Here is a 17,893-nt window from a genome sequence, read left to right as displayed (position 1 = left end):
TCTGGTTTATCAAGCGCAATGGGGAACTTCAAAAATACGCAGCGTTTTCCCGCTGACGGGATGCGCCACGCTGAAACTGTGCATGCCGAACACCGGCAGAATTACCGGGGTTTGCAACACCGCCGCGGGCGAGCCGCAGGCCACCTGGCGGCTTTCGTTGAGCACCAGGATCCGATCGGCGAACGCCTCCGCCACGGGCAGGTCATGCAGCACCGCAATCACGGCGATGGCTTTATGTTTTACTAACGACAGCAGCGCCGAACGCCCGGGAGGATCGAGGTGATTGGTCGGCTCATCCAACAACAACAGGTCGGGAGTCTGCGCCAACGCCCGGGCCAACGCAGCGCGCTGACGCTGGCCGCCCGAGAGCCGCCCCAACGGATGGTGCCTGAGCGGCGCCAGGCCGGTTTCCCCGATGATCTCGTCAACGATGCGTTTTCCCGCCGCGGGCCGTTCGCCATGCGGCAAACGCCCTAACGCCACATAGTCCTCCAGCGACAGCCGCAAATCCGGCAGATCGTTTTGCGCCAGAAAGGCGATGCTTCTGGCGCGTTCCGCCGCCGACAAGCCGGACAAAGCGCGCCCTCGCCAGTAAATCTCGCCGCTGTCCGGCCGCGTTTCGCCGATCAGCGTGCGCAACAGGCTGGATTTGCCGCTGCCGTTAGGGCCGATCACCGCCAGCTTCTCACCGGCGCGCAGCGTGAAATGGATGTTGTAGAGTATCGAGGCCCCGCCGTGGCCGGTCAGGCTAACCCCATCAACATGGAGGATGTCGTGAGCTGAATTCATTATGTGTTAATTGTTATATTATAACATATCAATATTTTTATCACGATTGCGCGCCCTCTGCAAAAACGAATCGTAAAGTCTCTCGCCGCACGCATGACGGGAAACGGCGGCGGGGAGCCTACCCCCTTGCGCCTCGCGCTGGCGCTAAAACTGCGTTTTTGCAGCAACATAGCACACCTTTAATTTAATGATAATGATTTTCATTATCATTTATGATTCTGTGATTTTCGGTTGCACGCCACGCTGAACTTGGCTATGTTTGAAGCGATTGGTTTCATTCACGGTTTTCTGGAACTCACATGACCTACCTGGCGCACAGCACAGATCCGACAAACGCGACCGTTCCGGCCGTCGTTTTGCTGTGTGCTTCCTCCGCTCCACCCGCCGTTTTCTCTGTCGTTTCCGCGGTTGCCGCTTACCCGCCACGCCTTGTGGTCGTGCGCTAAGCCACACCGACTTTTTACCTCCGGCTTATGTTGATTTGTTGCGTTCAGGCGTAGACCGCCGCGCGCGCCGGAGCCTGTAATTTTCACGACAGGTGAAATTGATATGCGATTACCTTCTCTCTGGGCCAATGCCGGCCTGGCTACGCTGTTCGTCCTGCTTTGGAGCAGCGGCGCGATCTTCTCCCGTTGGGGGTTGGAGCACGCCTCCGCCTTCGCTTTTCTGTTCTTCCGCTGCGCCATCGCGCTGGCGGTGCTGTTGGCCATCGGCCTGTGGCAGCGCCAGTGCCTGCCCGCCGCCGGCACCCGTCGGCGCGTCGCGTTGATCGGCGTGCTGATGATCGGCAGCTATCAGATCTGCTATCTGCTGGCCCTCGAACGGGGCATTACCCCCGGCGTGCTGGCCACGCTGCTTGGCGTACAGCCGATCCTGACCCAGTTCATTACCGAACGGCGCTGCGCCGGGCTGCGCGCGCTCGGGTTGGCGCTGGCGTTGGCGGGGCTGACGCTGGTGGTGTACCAAAGCCTGATGGTGGCCCATTTCTCGCTGAGCGGCATGATGTTCGCCTTTATCGCCTTGGGCTGCATGACCGCCGGCACCCTGCTGCAAAAGGGCATGACGCAGCCGCCGCTGGCGGTGTTGCCGCTGCAGTATGCCGTCGGGCTGTTGATGTGTGCGTTGGCGCTGCCGTTTGAGCCGCTGCGGGTCGAATGGAAGCCTGAGTTCGTGCTGCCGCTGCTGTGGATGGCGGTGGTGATCTCGGTGCTGGCGACGTTCTTGCTGTATCGGCTGATCCAGCGCGGCAACCTGGTGCAGGTGACCAGCCTGTTCTACCTGATCCCGGCGGTCACCGCTCTGCTGGATTATCTGCTGCTCGGCCACGCGCTGGCCGCGCTGAGCCTGCTGGGCATGGCGGGCATCGTGCTCGGCGTGATGCTGGTTTTCCGCCGCGCATAGCCTAAAAACAAAAGCCCCCGCGCCGTTCCACCGGCGCGGGGGCGATAACAACAACCGTTAACTCAGAACAACCAGGAACCGTACCCCCACAGCAGCACCGTCACCCCAAGCAGCAGCTCGAGCAACAGAATGCCGATGGCGAAGGTCGAGCTGGAGAAGATGAACCCTTCCTTACTGTCGATATTCAGGAAGTGCGGGATCCCCAGATTCAGCAGATAGCCCGAATAGCACAGGCCGATAATGCCGACAAACAGACACAGCCAGACGACCGGATAAAGCGCCACTACCCCGCTGAGGAACATCGGGGTCGCCACGTAGCCGGCGAACACCATGCAGCGGTGCAGGCTTGGGCGCGATTCATAACGCCGCGCCATCCAGTGAATGACTTTCCCCATGGCCGCTACGCCTGCCAGCATCAGCAGGTAGAACGCCACGGCGGTATAAAACGCGGTAAACATGTCGAGCCTGATGGCATGTCCCTCGCCGGAGAGCCAGCCCAACTGGGTGGTGCCGATAAAGGCGCAGACCACCGGGATTGCTGCCAAGAGCAACACGTGATGGGTGTATAGGTGCGAGACGCTTTCATTCTCGCTTTTGATCTGTTCGAACTCGGCGCTGGGATGCGCCAGAAGTCCCCAAACATGACTGACCATGAGACACCTCCTATCTCGCCGTAGGCCGCGATCGGCGAACGAATTTCACACCTCTGACGGACAGCTACCCGTGCGAGGATTGCGGCCACGGGGCTCTCTCCCCTGTACTAATTATAGTCTTTTGGCGAAAAAACGTGCGGAAAGCGAAAGGCGCGGCGCTTTGTCTTATACTCCCCCCATTAAACCCAGGCTGTGAGGAAGGTTATGTCATCCGCTATCATCACCCGCCAGGCGGGGATCGTCGACGTCGACGCCGGGCGCAACGTCACCGTGGTAGAACCCTGCAATCTTTACGGCTGCCGGCTCGGCGACGATGTCTTCGTCGGCCCGTTCGTCGAGATCCAGCGCCACGTCAGCATCGGCGCGCGCAGTAAAATTCAGTCGCACAGCTTTATCTGCGAATACGTTACCCTCGGCGAAGCGTGCTTTGTCGGCCACGGCGTCACCTTCGCCAACGATCTGTTCAAAGACGGTGCGCCCAACGCCGATCCGGCCAGCTGGGGGCGCACCTGCATCGGCGATCGGGTGTCCATCGGTTCCGGCGCCACGATCCTGGCGGTGACGATCTGTAGCGACGCGGTGATCGGCGCCGGGGCGGTCGTGACCCGCGACATCACCCGCAAGGGGATCTACGCCGGCAACCCGGCGCGTCTGCTGCGGGAGCTGCCGTAATGAACCCGGCCATCCGCATCGCGGCCATTGAGACGTTGCCCGACGATTATCTGGCCCGCGGCGATTTCAGCTTCACCATCGCCTGTTACGCCCTGCCGCAGTTCGACAGCCCGGTGGACAGCTGGCCAACCCGCCCGGTGGCGCCGTTTCGCAAACGCTATCCCCTGGCGCCGTTCGCCAACGAAGACAGCGTGACCTTCCTGGCTTATCGCCAGAACGACGCCGTTGGCCACATCACGCTGAGCAAAAACTGGAACGGCTACACCCTGATCGACGAGATCGCCGTCAGCGCTGACGCGCGCCGCCAAGGCATCGCCGGGGCGCTGCTGGACTGCGCCAAACAGTGGGCGCGGCAGCAGGAAACCTCAGGTATGATGCTCGAAACGCAGAACAACAACCTGGCGGCCTGCCGCTGCTACCAGCACTATGGGTTTATCCTCGGCGGCATCGATCGCTTGCTGTACCGCGCCGAACCGGAGATCGCCGATCACGAAATCGCGCTGTTCTGGTATTTGCCGTTCAATAGCGAAATCGGTTACTGATTTATCGATTGCCATTGAGGTTATGTTTACTTTTTAACCCCTACCATCGGATGAGAACTGTTATCACTTACTCTGATAAACCAGCGACACCCATGGAGGGCCGTATGAACAAGAACAAGGCTGTTTTACTGATGTTAGCTATCGCCATGAGCGGATGCGCCGATCGCCCCACCGCCGTCACCCCCGCAACGCCGCCGACCGACGCCGCCGTTTCGCCGCCGAACCTGCAACCGCAGATGGATGACAGCACCCGCAGCAAGCTGCGTGAGATCCTCGCACTGCGCGCCGGTTGGCCCGCCGCGCAGCCGCATGGCCGCACCGTCGATTTGATTTCGCGCGAATTCCTCGGCACGCCCTATCTCGCCAACCGCCTGATCGGTTCGCAGAGCACGCCCGAGCAGTTGGTGATCGACTTCCGCGGGCTGGATTGCTTCACCTACATCGATTATGTCGAAGCGCTCAGCACCGCCCGCAGCGAAGCCGAGTTCGTTCAGCGCCTGGTGGACATCCGCTATGTCGACGGCAAAATCGCCTTCCCGCAGCGCAAACACTTCTTCACCGACTGGGCGCAGCGGCCGAAAAAAGTGGCCGAAGACATCACCGCCCAGCTCAGCCCGCACGCCGTCAGCCTCGTGAAAAACCTCAATCAGAAAGCCGACGGCGGCAGCTACCTGCCCGGCTTGCCCGTCGTGCAGCGCAGCGTGACCTACATTCCCAGCGACCGCGTCGACGACAAGGTGCTGGCCCAGCTGCGCACCGGCGACTACATCGGCATTTACACCAACCTCGCCGGGCTGGACGTGACCCATACCGGCATCTTCGTCATGACCGACAACGGCCCGGTGCTGCGCAACGCCTCATCGCGCAAGGCCAACATGCAGGTCGTCGATTCACCCTTTATGGATTACGTGATGGCCACGCCGGGCATCGTGGTGCTGCGTTCGCTCAGCCGATAATCCCCCATCGCATAACGGCTATAAGCTATAGCCGTTTATGCTGAACGAGCGTTTGACTTCATCGGCGGTTCAGGCTTAGCTGTAAGAACAAAAACCAACTGATTTTATTGTTCTTTTCAGGGAGAGTTCGATGACCTTACGCTGGCGTATCACCCCTCTGGCGGCGGCCTTCGCCGCCGTCTTGGCGCTTCAGGGCTGCGATCAAAAAACCGACCAAAACCATATCAAAGTCGGCGTCATCAACGGCGCGGAACAAGACGTGGCAGAAGTCGCCAGGCAGGTGGCGAAAGAGAAATACGGGCTGGACGTCGAACTGGTCGGTTTCAGCGGCTCGCTGCTGCCGAACGACGCCACCGACAAAGGCGAACTGGACGCCAATGTGTTCCAGCACCGCCCGTTCCTCGAACAGCAAAACAAAGATCACGGCTATAAACTGGTGGCGGTCGGCAATACCTTCGTCTTCCCGATGGCCGGCTACTCCAAAAAGATAAAATCGCTGAAAGAGTTGCCGGACGGGGCGGTGATCGCCATTCCGCTCGATCCGACCAACCTGGGACGCGCCCTGCTGCTGCTGGAAAAAACCGGGCTGATTAGCCTGAAGCCTGGCAAAGGGTTGCTGCCTACCGCGCTGGACATCAGCGCCAACCCGCATCATTACCAGATCATGGAGCTGGAAGGCGCGCAGTTGCCGCATGTGCTGGACGATCCGAAGGTCACCGTCGCCGTCATCAGCACCACCTACATCAACCAAACCGGCCTGTCGCCGACCAAAGACGGCATCTTCATCGAAGATAAAGACTCGCCGTACACCAACATCATCGTCACGCGCGAAGACAACAAGGACGCGCCGAACGTGCAGAAATTCATCAAGGCCTATGAGTCGGATGACGTGGCCAAAGCCGCCGAAAAAATCTTCAACGGCGGCGCGGTGAAAGGCTGGTAATGCCAGGCAAACCGCCTCAGGGGCTCTCCCCAAAGAGCCCCTTCCCGCTCATCATCGCCTTTTCTTATCTCACCATAAGAAAACCCGATTTATCCCGGCGGCGAGCAGCGCGCATAATGGCGTTTATCCGCTGATTTTCAAGGTAAACAGACACGTGACAACGCTCTCCGCCCCCGCACTCAGCCTTCTTGACGCCACACCGGACGATATGGCCGCCGTGCTGCGTATTTACACCCAGCACGTGCTGTACGGCGCGGCCTCATTTGAAGAGCAGCCGCCGACGCTGGCGGAAATGCAGCTGCGCCTGAGCAAGGTGCGGGAGGCCGGCCTGCCCTGGCTGGTGGCGAAAAGCGCAGGCGTCATTGTGGGTTACTGTTATGCCACGCCTTATCGCCCCCGGCCAGCTTACCGCTTTACCGTGGAAGACTCGGTGTACATCGCCGAAGGGCAACAGGGTAAAGGCATCGGCAGCGCGCTTCTGAGCGCCTTGATCGTCCGCTGCGAACAAGGCCCCTGGCGCCAGATGCTGGCGATCGTCGGCGATTCCGCCGCCAACCGCGGCTCATTGGCCTTGCATCAGTCACTCGGCTTCACCAGTGCAGGGACGTTAAAAGCGGTGGGGTTCAAGCTGGGGGAATGGCGCGACACGCAGATTATGCAGCGCGCGCTGGGCGCGGGCGACAAGCGCCGCCCGTGAAGGCATGACGACGCACGATAGAGAGATAGCGTCTATAGTGAAGAATGATTTCATTAAGTTAGCGCCAATCGCGCCCCACCTTTAACCGGTAAGGAAGAAGCCAATGAAAATTATTCTGTGGATTGTCGCCATCATCTTCATCGTGGGTTTGTTGACGATTACCGGCGTTCTCAAACTGATCTTTTAATTCGTCTGATACGTCCCGCCCCTCCCGGGGCGAGAATTTTCATCAAGCCTTGAAACGCGCGCGCACGGCGCCCAGCGCCGACACCACCGCCAGCACGACACCGCCGGCCACCAGCCCGAACGCCACGTTCAACAGCGCCGGGATCACCCCCTGCAAAAGATGGCCAAACGTCGGCACCACAGTGGTGTACGAGGCCCAGTCTTCGAACAGATGATGCACCGGCGGCAAACCGTGGGTCAGAATACCGCCACCGACCATAAACATGGCGACAGTGCCGACGATCGACAGCGTTTTCATCAAATAAGGCGCGGCGCGCACGATGCCGCCGCCGAGGGAGCGCGCCACCGCGCTGCGTTTGCGGCTCAGATACAGCCCCAGATCGTCCAGGCGGACGATGCCGGCGACAATGCCGTACACACCGAGCGTCATCACGACGGCGATGCCGCACAAGACGATCACCTGCTGGCTGAAGGTGGCGCCGGCGACCGTGCCCAAGGTGATGGCGATAATCTCGGCGGACAGCACAAAATCGGTGCGTATCGCCCCCTTGACCTTGCGTTTTTCATAGGCCGCGGCGTCCTCATTGGCGCCGGGCCCGTCCGCTGTCTCCTCCTGCGCCGCCTTGCCGGGGCTCAGGCTATGGAACACCTTTTCGAACCCTTCGTAACACAGGTAGGCGCCGCCCACCATCAGCAGCGGCGTAATCGCCCAGGGCGCGAAGGCGCTGATCAGCAGCGCCAACGGCACCAGGATCGCCTTGTTGATCAGCGAGCCTTTGGCGACGCTCCACACCACCGGCAGCTCGCGGTCGGCTTTAACGCCGGTGACCTGCTGCGCGTTGAGCGCCAGATCGTCCCCCAGCACCCCGGCGGTTTTTTTCGCCGCCATCTTGCTCATTAAAGAGACATCGTCCAGCAATGAGGCGATGTCGTCGATGAGAGTGAGTAAGCTACTTCCTGCCAAAATGATTCATCCTTTTACATTCACATTTATTATTTGTTTAGCATAGCGGTTAAGCGCCATGCAGGGATATAGGATGAGAGAGGAAAACGCCAGGCCAGCAATGGCCGCCCCGCGCCGACGTTAAGCCCCCTCCCCCGCCGGCCCCTCATCGGATCCGGTAGCGGCCGCACGCGAGATATGTTGAAGGACAAGGCGATGGGCATCAAATACGCACGATAAATGCGTGCTGCCTTCAAGCAAACCAAAGGCGGTTTGGGCGTTGCCATGCTGTTCGACGAAGCGCTGCATCGCTTGCGCATTGAACAACTCATCCTGCGCTGCCGCCAGCAGCAAGGTCGGTAATCGCAGCGCCGCCAGTTGCCTGGCCGGGGCGCGAGGCGTCAACGCGTTAGCCATATTGACGCTGTATTGGCAGACAAAATCGGGGGCGGCGGCCAGCACAGCCGGGGGAAAATTCAGGCTGACCGCCCGAACGTGCCCAAACCAGCGCCCGCCGCTGAGCGCATTGGCGACAAACGGCCATTGTCGCACCTGCGCAAAACGGGCCGTCGCCGCCAGATCGCGGGCCATCCCGGAAAATGGCCCCAGCTCGGGCGCCAGCATGATCAGGCTGTCCGCCTGCTGTTCGCCAGGGTAACGGGTCAGGTAGTTGAGCAACATGCCGGCGCCGCTCGAATGGCCCAGCAGGTGCCTGCGCGCCAACGGAAACCGGCGGCGCATTTCCGCCAGGATGACATCGACATCGCGCCAAATACGCTCAGGCCGCTCAACCGTTCCCCGCTCTCCCGTGGAATCGCCATGTCCGCGGATATCCACCAGACACACCGCGAGCGTTGGCTCGGCGGCCAGCTGGCGCGCAAGAATGTCATACCCGGCGGCGCTGTTAACCCCGCCGCCGTGATAAACCACGATCGCGTCTTCACTCTCGGCTGCGTGCCGATACAGACGATAGCTCAACCCCTCGACGCAACCGGACGACATGTCCACATGCCCGCCCGGCCACTCGCCGTAAGACTTCGCTTGCTCAACATAGCGGTCAAAATCAATCAAAGCGCACCTTTCCATGATGTTGTCGGTATTGCCCACGGCAGAGAGCCCTGCCGCCATGGCGATAAGCATATGAAACAACAGTAGGCGCTACCATCCCTTTTGCACGCCGCGCGCTGAGCTCAGGGCAGATCGCCCGCCGGCACATTGAGCTGCCAGGAAAGGCCGAAACGATCGTTGAGCCAGCCGAAACGGGCGCTGAAGCCGTAGTCATCGAGCGGCATCAGCACCTTGCCGCCCTCCGCCAGCCGGTGGAACGCCCGCTCCAACGTTTCTTCGTTAGGCAGGTTGATGAACAGCGACACCGCCGGGGTAAAGCTGAAGTCATGGCTGATCGGGCTATCGGTAAACACCAGGTTCTGCCGATCAAAATCGATGGACGCATGCTTGATCAACCGCCGGCCGTCCGGCGTCGGATCGTAATGCTGCACCTGCATGAGCCGAAAACGCTCGAACACCTGGCTGTAGAGATCGATCGCCCGCTGCGCCTCTCCCTGGAACATGACAAAGGTCGAAACCTGACTCATAACATCCCCTCCGGCAAACGTTGTGGTATTAATGGAGGATAGCGGATTACCGTTGAAGCGGCGGAAAGGAGCAACCATGAGCATCATTCATCGCCTGGCGCAGCCGGACGATCTCAACGGCCTGTTAGCCTTATATCGCGAGCTGCGCCCGCAGGACGCGCCGCTGCGCGCCGACGATGCGCGCCGTACCCTGCAACGCCTGTTGGACGATCCGGCGATCCGTCTGGTGGTGGCGGCGAAAGAAGATCACCCGATCGCCACCTGCATGCTGGCGCTGATCCCGGGGCTGGCGCATCAGGCACAACCGTTCGGCGTCATCGAACACGTGGTGACGGCGGAGCCCTACCGCGGCCACGGCGTGGCGCTCGCCATGATTGAGTACGCGCTGCAGCTGGCCTGGCGCAAAGGCTGTTACAAGGTGATGCTGATGTCGGGGCAGCAACGCACCGGCGCGCACCAGCTCTACCTGAAAGCGGGCTTCGACGGCGATCGCGAGCGGGGATTTGTCATCAGACGGCCCGAGGGCCGATAGCGGCCCGCCGCAAACGGGCGGACCGCCAGGCGGGTTATTCGCTGTCGTTCTTCGCCAGACGGGCGTCTTTTTGGCGGCGATAGTCACGGGCGGCGGCCGGGATCGGCGTCACCTTGCCGGTTTCAATCCAGCTGCGCAGCCGGTTGGCGTCGGCGAAGTGGGTGTATTTGCCGAAGGCGTCCAGCACCACCAGCGACACCGAGCGGTTGCCGATCACGGTGCGCATCGCCAGGCAGTGCCCCGCCTGGTTGGTGAAGCCGGTCTTGGTCAGTTGAATGTTCCATTTCGGGTTGTACACCAGGTGGTTGGTGTTGCGGAACGGCAGCGTGTAGTTGGGATCCTTGAAGCTGGCCATGCGTTCGGTGGTGGTGCTGAGCTGGCCGATCAACGGATATTGCTTGGTGGCGATCAGCAGTTTGGTCAAATCGCGCGCCGTCGACACGTTATGAATAGAGAGCCCGGTCGGTTCCACATAATGGGTATTGGTCATGCCGAGCGCCCTGGCCTTGGCGTTCATCGCTTTGATGAAGGCGTTGTAGCCGCCCGGATAGTGGTGCGCCAGGCTGGCGGCCGCGCGGTTTTCCGACGACATCAGCGCCAGCAGCAGCATATCCTTGCGGCTGATTTCGCTGTTCAGCCGCACCCGCGAATACACCCCTTTCATCTCCGGCGTCTGGTGGATGTCCACCGACAGCATCTCGTCGAGCGGCAGGTGCGCGTCCAGCGTGACCATGGCGGTCATCAGCTTGGTGATCGAGGCGATCGGCACCACCTCATCCGGGTTGCGCGCGTACATCACCTTATGGGTTTGCATATCGACGACCATCGCGCTGCCGGAAGCCAGCTCCGGCTGGGCGGCGTGCAGGGCGGCGGCGTTATCGCTGGCCAGCGCGCGCGGCGCAAAGCCCGCGCCCGTCTGTAAAGCGAGCAGAGTCAGAACCAAAACACGTATTTTCACAGGCATTACTCTGAAATGGGGGCTTGAACTCAGCGAATTATATGTGAGGGTTCAGCGCTTGGCACTGGGATTGTATGGCGGATTTGTGACAAATTCTGTCGGCCGAAAATCGGTACAGCCCGCGGGCGCTCTGGGATGAACGCCCGCGGGGAAAAAGTTACAGTGCCGGCTGCCACGCCGACTGCGGCAACAGGTACAGCCCCGGCGTTTGCCGCGCTCCCGCGCCGACGATATGGCCGATGCCGGCCGCCATCACCGCCAGCGTGACGTCGAAGGCGTTAAGGCTGTCGCCGTAGCCGGCGGTCAGGTTGAACATCGAGCCGTTGGCCAGCAAATAGACCGTCTTTTCATTCAGTTGGTAAGCATTCACATAAGGCATCGGCTCGTGGTGCGGCAGGCTCTTGAGGAAGCCGACATCGATCTCTTCGGCCACGTGGCCGACGTTGAGGATAAATACGCCGTCCTGCGCCTGTTGCAGATGCTGCGCCGAGAGCACGTTTTTCGCGCCGGTCGCGGTGGCGATAACGTCCGCCTGCGCGACCGCGCTCGCCAGATCCACCACCTGCCAGCCGTCATAACGCGCCTGCAGCGCGCGCGCCGGATCGATTTCCGCCACCATCACCTGGCCGCCGTAGGCTCTGGCCGCGGCCGCCGTGCCCTGCCCGACCAGGCCGTAACCGATCACCAGCACGCGCTTCTCGTGCAGCGTCAAATGGGTGGTCTGGAAGAAGGTATGCCAGGCGGTCAGCCCAACCATGTGCCGGTTATGCAACCCTTCTTTCACCGGCAGATCGTCCCAATTGAAGATCGGGTAGCGCGGCGCCACGCCGTTCAACCGGCTGATGCCTGAACCGGTGGCCTCCAGCCCGGCGACGATCTGCGGGCCGTTCGGCGATTGGTGCAGACGGGTGGTCAGATCCGCTCCCATTTCGCACAGGTGAGTCGGCCGCCAGGCCAGCGCGCGATCGAAAGATTCCGACCATTCGCCGGCGTTCATATCGCGCCAGGCGTAAGCCTGCGCGCCCCGCCGTTCCAGCCAGGCCACCACGTCGTTCTGTACCGTGGTGGGATTGCAGGTGGTCAGAAAGATCGCCGCGCCCTTGTCCAGCAGGCCGGCCACCAGCGGCGCCATTTTCAGATCCAGGTGCATATTGCACGCCAACCGCACCCCGTGCAGGTCCGGCAACGCCGCCACCGCCGCCCGGGTGCGCGGCATATGACGCATCGCCCAGCTCAATTCGCTCTCAAAATCCTGATACATCCGTTGCTCCTCTGATGCGCCCCGCCGCCAGGCGTGGCAAAAAAGTTATCCCGCGCGGCCAAGCCGGCGGATCGCCTGCGGAGACAGGCCAAATACGCGGATAAACGCCCGCCTCATACGCTCCGGATCGCTGAACCCCACCGAGCGGGCGATCGCCTCCAGCGGTTCGGCGCTCTCTTCAATACGCCCTCTGGCCGCCTCTACCCGCAGCTGCTCGATCACCTTGGCCGGCGTCTGCCCGGTTTCGGCGCGGAACAGCCGGCCGAATTGCCGCTCGCTCAGGCAGGCGGCGTCGGCCAGATCCGCCACCGACAGCGGCAGATGCAAATGCTCGCGCGCGTACGACAGCGCGGTGCGCATGCGATCCGACGACGGATTCAGCGCCAGCAGCAGCGAGTACTGCGACTGCCCGCCGGGGCGGCGGTGATAGACCACCAGCTGCCGCGCCACGGCCGCCGCCAGGGTGGCGCCCAGATCGTCTTCGATCAGCGCCAACGCCAGATCGATGCCGGCGCTGATGCCGGCCGAGGTCCAGATATCCCCGTCGCGAATGAAGATGCGGTTGCTGTCGACGCGAATGCGCGGGTAGTTCTGCTGCAGCCGCGCCGCGTGATACCAGTGAGTGGTGGCGCGCTTGCCGTCCAGCAGCCCGCAGGCCGCCAGAATAAACGCGCCGGTACATACGCTGGCGATGCGCCGCGCTCGTCGGCTTTGGTTGGCCAGGAACGCCGCCAGCGCCGGTGATTGCGCCGCCATCACGTTGCCGCTGCCGCCGGCCACCACCAACGTATCGAAACGCTCGTCGCCGCACGGCTGCGTGGCGATTTCCACCCCGGCCGAGCTGGCGACCATGCCGCCCTGCGGCGAGATCGCCACACAGCGGTAGGCCGGCGGGTCGGTGAACTGGCTGACGTTATCGAACGCCGCCAGCGGCCCGGCAAAGTCCAGCAGGTTAAAACCGGGAAAAACCACAAAACCGATCGTTTTCATGATGGCGCTTTTTGAGGGTTATCTGTCATATCAGCCAAAAACAGGGCGGCTATTATGACCCAGGTCCAACGATAAAAATGAGGCGAATATCATGTCTGAATCACTCGTGATTGTATTTCCCATCTATCAAGGCGTCACCCAGCTCGACTTCACGGGCCCCTTGCAGTTCCTGCGCCGCATGCCGGGCGCGGAAATCGTCGTCGCCTCGGTAGACGGCGCGGATGTCGAGTCGGAAGGCTTGCACTTCACCCAGCTGCGCCCGCTGCCGGAGATCGCGCGCTGCGACGTGCTGTGCGTACCGGGCGGCAGCGGCTGCACCCAGGCGCTGCAAGATGAGGCCTTTATGCAGCAGATCCGTCGGCTGGGCGCCGATGCCCGCTACCTGACCTCGGTGTGCACCGGTTCGCTGATCCTGGCCGCCGCCGGTCTGCTGCAAGGCAAACGCGCCGCCTGTCACTGGTCGATGCGCGACAGCCTGAAGCTGTTCGGCGCCGTGCCGAGCTCAGCGCGCGTGGAGCGCGACGGCAATGTGATCAGCGGTGGCGGCGTCACCGCCGGCATCGATTTCGCGCTGGCGCTGATCGCCGAACTGCACGGCGAAGAGACCGCCCAAATGATCCAGCTCTATCTGGAATACGCCCCGGCGCCGCCGTTCGAGGGCGGCACGCCGGAACTGGCCCCGCCGCACATTTACGCCAGGGTACAGGCGCAGATGGCGGAGAGCCTGCAGCGGCGCAGAGCGTTGGTGGCCCAGATCGCCCAAGGTTAGCAATCGGGCGTATACTTGCCCTTATGCGTCAGCCACATAAGGAGTAAGGAATGACCGATTTAGCCCACTATATTACGGACTACGGTTACTGGGCGTTGTTTATCGGCTGCCTGGCGGAAGGGGAAACCATCACGCTGCTGGGCGGCATCGCCGCTCATGAAGGGCTGTTGCATTGGCCGTGGGTGATCGCAGTGGTGGCGCTGGGCGGCATGATGGGAGACCAGCTGCTGTACTTCGCCGGCCGCCGGTTTGAAGGCCGCGTCATCTCGCGGCTCAAGGGACAGGAAAAGCGCATCGCGCGCGCCAGAAGGCTGATCGCCCGCCACCCGATGCTGTTCGTTATCGGGGTGCGTTTCATGTACGGTTTCCGCATCATCGGCCCGGTGTTGATCGGCGCCAGCCGCCTGCCGCCGTCGCGCTTCGTGCCGTTGAACATCCTCGGCGCCATTTTATGGGCGACGATCTTCGTCATGCTCGGTTATTTTGGCGGCCAGGCGATCGAACGCTTCGTTACCGGCTTCGACAAAAAGCTCTCCAGCCTGCTGTTTGTCGCGCTGGCGATCGCCGCCATCCTGCTGGTGCGTTTCTGGTGGCGTAAACGCCACCCGGAGTAAGCAAACGCAGCGGGCGTCAGCTTTCCTGCGGCGCCTCGCGCATCAACGCGACCAGTTCGCGCGCCGCTTTGTCCAACGGGCGATTCTTAAGCCAGATCAAATGCATCGGCAAGCGCAGCTCGTTCTTGGTGTTTTTGAACTTCAGCCGCACCAACCGCCCCTGCGCCAGCAGCGGCTCGGCCAACGACAGCGGAAAATTGCCCCACCCCAGACCCGCTTCCACCATGTTCAGCGCCATCGGCAGGCTGTCGGTGCGCCAGTAAGCCTCCGCCACCTGGGGACGCAGATCGCCGATCGGCAGATCGCGGCTGGCCACCATGATCTGCCGCACGTTGACCAGATCCTCGAGAAACAGCTCGCCCGCCGCGCCGTCCAGCGCCGGGTGCTGCGGCGACAGCATCGCCACCAGCGATTCCGCGCCCACGAAGTGGAACTGTTCCGCGCTGTTGACGTTCAGCCCGCCGAACGCCAGACAAACGCCGATGCGCCCCTCGTGCAGCATGTGCAACACGTCGTCCTGCGGCGCGCTGAGCACTTCGATGTTCAGCAGCGGATAACGTTGCGACAGCGTTTTCACCGCTGCCAGCAGGCCGGCGCCGTTGATATCCGACGCCACGCCGATCGAAAGCCGGCTCTCCAGCCCCTGGGACAGTTCGATGGCATGTACCTGCAGCTGCTTGAGCTGCCCGGCGATCAGGCGGGCGTGCGGCGCCAGGGCCAACGCCAGCGCGGTCGGCGTCGGTTCACGGTGAGAACGGTCGAACAAGGCGAAACCGAGTTCCGCCTCCATGTTGGCGATGGCCATGCTGACGGCGGAGGGCACGCGCCGCAGCGCGCGGGCGGCGGCGGAAAACGAGCCGCGATCGAGCACCGCCAAAAACAGTTCGATGTTGTCGCTGGAAAAATTCATTGTTCAACCTGTCAGATTAACTGACAACTCCTGACTTTTTCTATCAATGTGATTGACGTTATCTTAGCCGCCGTCGCCACAGAGGCAACTAAAAACAGATCGGGAGAAAACGATGCAAGGCGTCAAACGCAAACTGGTGTATGTCACCGCTTATGAAATCATCGGCATGGCGATCTCGGCGTTGGGGCTGGCGCTGCTGTCGGGCCATGCGCCAAGCAGCACCGGGCCGCTGGCAGTGGTGATCACCACCATCGCGGTAAGCTGGAACTTTATTTACAACTATGTATTCGAGTGGTGGGAAAGCCGCCAGGTGTCGCGCGCCCGCACGCTCAAACGCCGCATTTTGCACGCCGTCGGCTTTCAGTTGACGCTGGTAGTGTATCTGATCCCGCTGATCGCCTGGTGGATGGGCATCACGCTGTGGCAGGCGCTGCTGCTGGATATGGCGTTGATCGTCATCATTCCCTGTTATACCTTCGTGTTCAATTGGGCATTCGACAAGCTGTTCGGCCTGCCCGCATCGGCTCTGCCGGCCAGCGAATCGGCCTAAGACTCGTTACGCGCCCACCGACCCGCTGCTGATGCCATTTTCTGCGCGGGTCGCCATTTCCTTTCCCCTTATTTCTCACCGCGAAATATAAGAACAACACCCTGTAATTTGCACGGTAATTATTATTTTGTGATTTTAATCACTTTTTATTCCTCGATATTTCCGTCTTGATAAAACATCACATCTTTTTGAATAATATATCCTTTTATATTTGGATTAAAAAATAAACACACTTGTTCACGTTTTATGCACAGTATTTTTTGCCACCATTACGGAGAAAAGGTAGCATGCTTCGCCGTTATTTTAATGATGGCTGTATACACAATAAACAGCGGAATGATGCCACGACCTCATTCTCATGACGATTGGTCATAGCAATCGTTTGCTCTCGGTAAGAGCAGGGTTAACATAGACAGGTAAACAGGACGGATAATGCACTCACAAAAACAGTCTGCGGATGAAAAACACGCCGCCAGAAGACGCTGGCTAGACTCTCATGAATCCGGTTATCACAAAAGCATGGGCAACCGGCAAATCCAAATGATCGCCATCGGCGGCTCCATCGGCACCGGCTTGTTCCTCGGTACCGGCGGCCGTCTCGAACTGGCCGGGCCGGCGCTGGCGCTGGTCTATCTGGTGTGCGGGATCTTCTCTTTCTTCATCCTGCGCGCGCTGGGCGAACTGGTGCTGCATCGCCCTTCCAGCGGCAGCTTCGTTTCTTACGCTCGCGAGTTCCTCGGTGAAAAAGCCTCTTACGTTGCCGGTTGGATGTATTTCCTCAACTGGGCGATGACCGGCATCGTCGACATCACCGCCGTGGCGCTGTACATGCACTATTGGGGCACCTTCGCCGACGTGCCGCAGTGGCTGTTCGCCCTCGGCGCGCTCGGCATCGTCGCCACCATGAACATGATCGGCGTGAAGTGGTTCGCCGAGATGGAGTTCTGGTTCGCGCTGATCAAGGTCGCCGCCATCGCGCTGTTCCTGATTGTCGGCGTCGTCTTCCTCGGTACCGGCACGCCAGTGGCCGGCCACACCACCGGCATGCACCTGATCACCGAAAACGGCGGCATGTTCCCGCACGGCCTGCTGCCTGCGCTGGTGTTGGTGCAAGGGGTGATCTTCGCCTTCGCCGGCATCGAGCTTATCGGCACCGCCGCCGGCGAGTGTAAAGATCCGGCCAAAATGATGCCCAAAGCGATCAATAGCGTGATCTGGCGTATCGGTCTGTTCTACGTCGGCTCCGTGGTGCTGCTGGTGCTGCTGCTGCCGTGGAACGCCTATCAGGCCGGCCAAAGCCCGTTCGTCACCTTCTTCAGCAAGCTGGGCGTGCCTTACATCGGCACCATCATGAACATCGTGGTGTTGACCGCCGCGCTGTCCAGCCTCAACTCCGGCCTCTACTCCACCGGCCGCATCCTGCGTTCGCTGGCGATGGGCGGCTCCGCGCCGAAGCTGATGGCCAAAATGAGCAGCCAGCAGGTGCCTTACGCCGGCATCCTGGTCACCTGCGGCATCTACGTGATCGGCGTGGTGCTCAACTACCTGGTGCCGTCGCAGGTGTTCGAGATCGTGCTGAACATCGCCTCGCTGGGCATCATCGCCTCCTGGGCGTTTATCATCGTTTGCCAGATGCGCCTGCGCAAAGCCGTGCGCGAAGGCCGAGCTCAGCCGGTGTCGTTCAGAATGCCGGGCGCGCCGTTCACTTCGTGGCTGACGCTGGCGTTCCTGCTGATCGTGGTGGTAATGATGGCCTTCGACTACCCGAACGGCACCTGGACCATCGCCACCATTCCGGTGTTGGCGGTGCTGCTGACGCTGGGCTGGTTCGGCCTGCGCAAACGCGCGCAGGAAGTGAAGCTGGAACAGCAGGCTCACGAAGAGCAAAACCCGCACTGATTCGACAAACCGCCCTCCGGGGCGGTTTTTTTA

The 17,893-nt window shown here is 61.1% G+C and carries 20 protein-coding genes; 11 read left to right on the top strand and 9 right to left on the bottom strand.

The genetic code is table 11. From position 1 onward, the window contains the following. Positions 1-9 precede the first annotated feature (9 nt). Complete coding sequence (locus ACP3TA_RS12350) at positions 10-789, bottom strand: ABC transporter ATP-binding protein (protein ID WP_228287460.1); 780 nt, start codon at positions 787-789, stop codon at positions 10-12. 549 nt (positions 790-1,338) lie between these two features. Between ACP3TA_RS12350 and ACP3TA_RS12345 the strand changes: the two genes are divergently transcribed. Continuing rightward, positions 1,339-2,190, top strand: coding sequence for a DMT family transporter (locus tag ACP3TA_RS12345; RefSeq protein WP_163964683.1), 852 nt, complete (start codon positions 1,339-1,341; stop codon positions 2,188-2,190). Positions 2,191-2,252: 62 nt separating this feature from the next. Here the strand turns inward: ACP3TA_RS12345 and ACP3TA_RS12340 are convergent, their stop codons facing one another. Further along, on the bottom strand, positions 2,253-2,843 hold the full coding sequence (locus ACP3TA_RS12340; protein ID WP_019453944.1) for a Yip1 family protein: 591 nt from the start codon (positions 2,841-2,843) through the stop codon (positions 2,253-2,255). Between the two features lie 204 nt (positions 2,844-3,047). Between ACP3TA_RS12340 and ACP3TA_RS12335 the strand changes: the two genes are divergently transcribed. The 5 genes from ACP3TA_RS12335 (at position 3,048) to ACP3TA_RS12315 (ending at position 6,653) form a co-directional block, all read left to right on the top strand. Next, positions 3,048-3,515, top strand: coding sequence for an acyltransferase (locus ACP3TA_RS12335; RefSeq protein WP_033642275.1), 468 nt, complete (start codon positions 3,048-3,050; stop codon positions 3,513-3,515). Continuing rightward, on the top strand, positions 3,515-4,057 hold the full coding sequence (locus ACP3TA_RS12330) for a GNAT family N-acetyltransferase (protein WP_033652386.1): 543 nt from the start codon (positions 3,515-3,517) through the stop codon (positions 4,055-4,057). The genes ACP3TA_RS12335 and ACP3TA_RS12330 overlap by 1 nt, the downstream gene beginning before the upstream one ends. A gap of 104 nt (positions 4,058-4,161) precedes the next feature. Next, a complete protein-coding gene (locus tag ACP3TA_RS12325; RefSeq protein WP_033642273.1) occupies positions 4,162-5,013 on the top strand; it encodes a DUF1460 domain-containing protein in 852 nt (283 codons plus the stop codon). A gap of 130 nt (positions 5,014-5,143) precedes the next feature. Beyond that, positions 5,144-5,956, top strand: a complete 813-nt coding sequence (locus ACP3TA_RS12320) for a MetQ/NlpA family lipoprotein (protein WP_426784625.1) — start codon at positions 5,144-5,146, stop codon at positions 5,954-5,956. A 154-nt stretch (positions 5,957-6,110) separates the two neighbouring features. Beyond that, positions 6,111-6,653: a GNAT family N-acetyltransferase gene (locus ACP3TA_RS12315; protein ID WP_197822126.1), complete on the top strand. Its 543-nt coding sequence runs from the start codon at positions 6,111-6,113 to the stop codon at positions 6,651-6,653. A gap of 229 nt (positions 6,654-6,882) precedes the next feature. On the opposite strand, the gene ACP3TA_RS12310 is transcribed toward ACP3TA_RS12315, so the two are convergent. The 3 genes from ACP3TA_RS12310 to ACP3TA_RS12300 form a co-directional block, all read right to left on the bottom strand. Next, positions 6,883-7,803: a DUF808 domain-containing protein gene (locus ACP3TA_RS12310; RefSeq protein WP_047025655.1), complete on the bottom strand. Its 921-nt coding sequence runs from the start codon at positions 7,801-7,803 to the stop codon at positions 6,883-6,885. Between the two features lie 120 nt (positions 7,804-7,923). Beyond that, positions 7,924-8,889 carry an alpha/beta fold hydrolase gene (locus ACP3TA_RS12305; RefSeq protein ID WP_426784624.1) on the bottom strand — a complete coding sequence of 322 codons (966 nt, stop codon included), beginning with the start codon at positions 8,887-8,889 and terminating at the stop codon, positions 7,924-7,926. Positions 8,890-8,972: 83 nt separating this feature from the next. Beyond that, on the bottom strand, positions 8,973-9,377 hold the full coding sequence (locus tag ACP3TA_RS12300) for a VOC family protein (RefSeq protein WP_069100123.1): 405 nt from the start codon (positions 9,375-9,377) through the stop codon (positions 8,973-8,975). A 76-nt stretch (positions 9,378-9,453) separates the two neighbouring features. Between ACP3TA_RS12300 and ACP3TA_RS12295 the strand changes: the two genes are divergently transcribed. After that, the gene (locus ACP3TA_RS12295; protein ID WP_101453398.1) at positions 9,454-9,909 is read left to right on the top strand and encodes a GNAT family N-acetyltransferase; all 456 of its coding nucleotides are present in this window, start codon (positions 9,454-9,456) and stop codon (positions 9,907-9,909) included. A 34-nt stretch (positions 9,910-9,943) separates the two neighbouring features. On the opposite strand, the gene pbpG is transcribed toward ACP3TA_RS12295, so the two are convergent. The 3 genes from pbpG to ACP3TA_RS12280 form a co-directional block, all read right to left on the bottom strand. Further along, positions 9,944-10,873, bottom strand: a complete 930-nt coding sequence (pbpG, locus tag ACP3TA_RS12290) for a D-alanyl-D-alanine endopeptidase (RefSeq protein ID WP_033652380.1) — start codon at positions 10,871-10,873, stop codon at positions 9,944-9,946. A gap of 151 nt (positions 10,874-11,024) precedes the next feature. Beyond that, on the bottom strand, positions 11,025-12,128 hold the full coding sequence (locus tag ACP3TA_RS12285) for an adenosylhomocysteinase (RefSeq protein ID WP_033642267.1): 1,104 nt from the start codon (positions 12,126-12,128) through the stop codon (positions 11,025-11,027). Between the two features lie 45 nt (positions 12,129-12,173). Then, positions 12,174-13,118, bottom strand: coding sequence for a GlxA family transcriptional regulator (locus ACP3TA_RS12280; RefSeq protein ID WP_033642266.1), 945 nt, complete (start codon positions 13,116-13,118; stop codon positions 12,174-12,176). Positions 13,119-13,209: 91 nt separating this feature from the next. Between ACP3TA_RS12280 and ACP3TA_RS12275 the strand changes: the two genes are divergently transcribed. Continuing rightward, the gene (locus tag ACP3TA_RS12275; protein WP_033642265.1) at positions 13,210-13,887 is read left to right on the top strand and encodes a DJ-1/PfpI family protein; all 678 of its coding nucleotides are present in this window, start codon (positions 13,210-13,212) and stop codon (positions 13,885-13,887) included. 50 nt (positions 13,888-13,937) lie between these two features. After that, entirely contained in the window at positions 13,938-14,501 is a 564-nt protein-coding gene (locus ACP3TA_RS12270) for a DedA family protein (RefSeq protein WP_015377041.1), read from the top strand. 16 nt (positions 14,502-14,517) lie between these two features. Here ACP3TA_RS12270 and ACP3TA_RS12265 read toward each other — a convergent pair whose 3' ends face one another. Continuing rightward, positions 14,518-15,411, bottom strand: coding sequence for a LysR family transcriptional regulator (locus tag ACP3TA_RS12265; RefSeq protein ID WP_033642264.1), 894 nt, complete (start codon positions 15,409-15,411; stop codon positions 14,518-14,520). A 112-nt stretch (positions 15,412-15,523) separates the two neighbouring features. On the opposite strand from ACP3TA_RS12265, the gene ACP3TA_RS12260 reads away from it, so the two are divergent. Both ACP3TA_RS12260 and ansP read left to right on the top strand, forming a co-directional pair. Next, positions 15,524-15,961, top strand: coding sequence for a PACE efflux transporter (locus tag ACP3TA_RS12260; protein WP_033642263.1), 438 nt, complete (start codon positions 15,524-15,526; stop codon positions 15,959-15,961). Positions 15,962-16,393: 432 nt separating this feature from the next. Next, positions 16,394-17,860, top strand: coding sequence for an L-asparagine permease (gene ansP, locus ACP3TA_RS12255; RefSeq protein ID WP_033642262.1), 1,467 nt, complete (start codon positions 16,394-16,396; stop codon positions 17,858-17,860). Positions 17,861-17,893: the final 33 nt, after the last annotated feature.

The organism is Serratia sp. 2C06 (assembly GCF_050037615.1).
Lineage (GTDB): Bacteria > Pseudomonadota > Gammaproteobacteria > Enterobacterales > Enterobacteriaceae > Serratia > Serratia ureilytica.
Note: the sequence above shows the minus strand (reverse complement) of the source record. Positions and strands in the feature narration are given on the sequence as shown.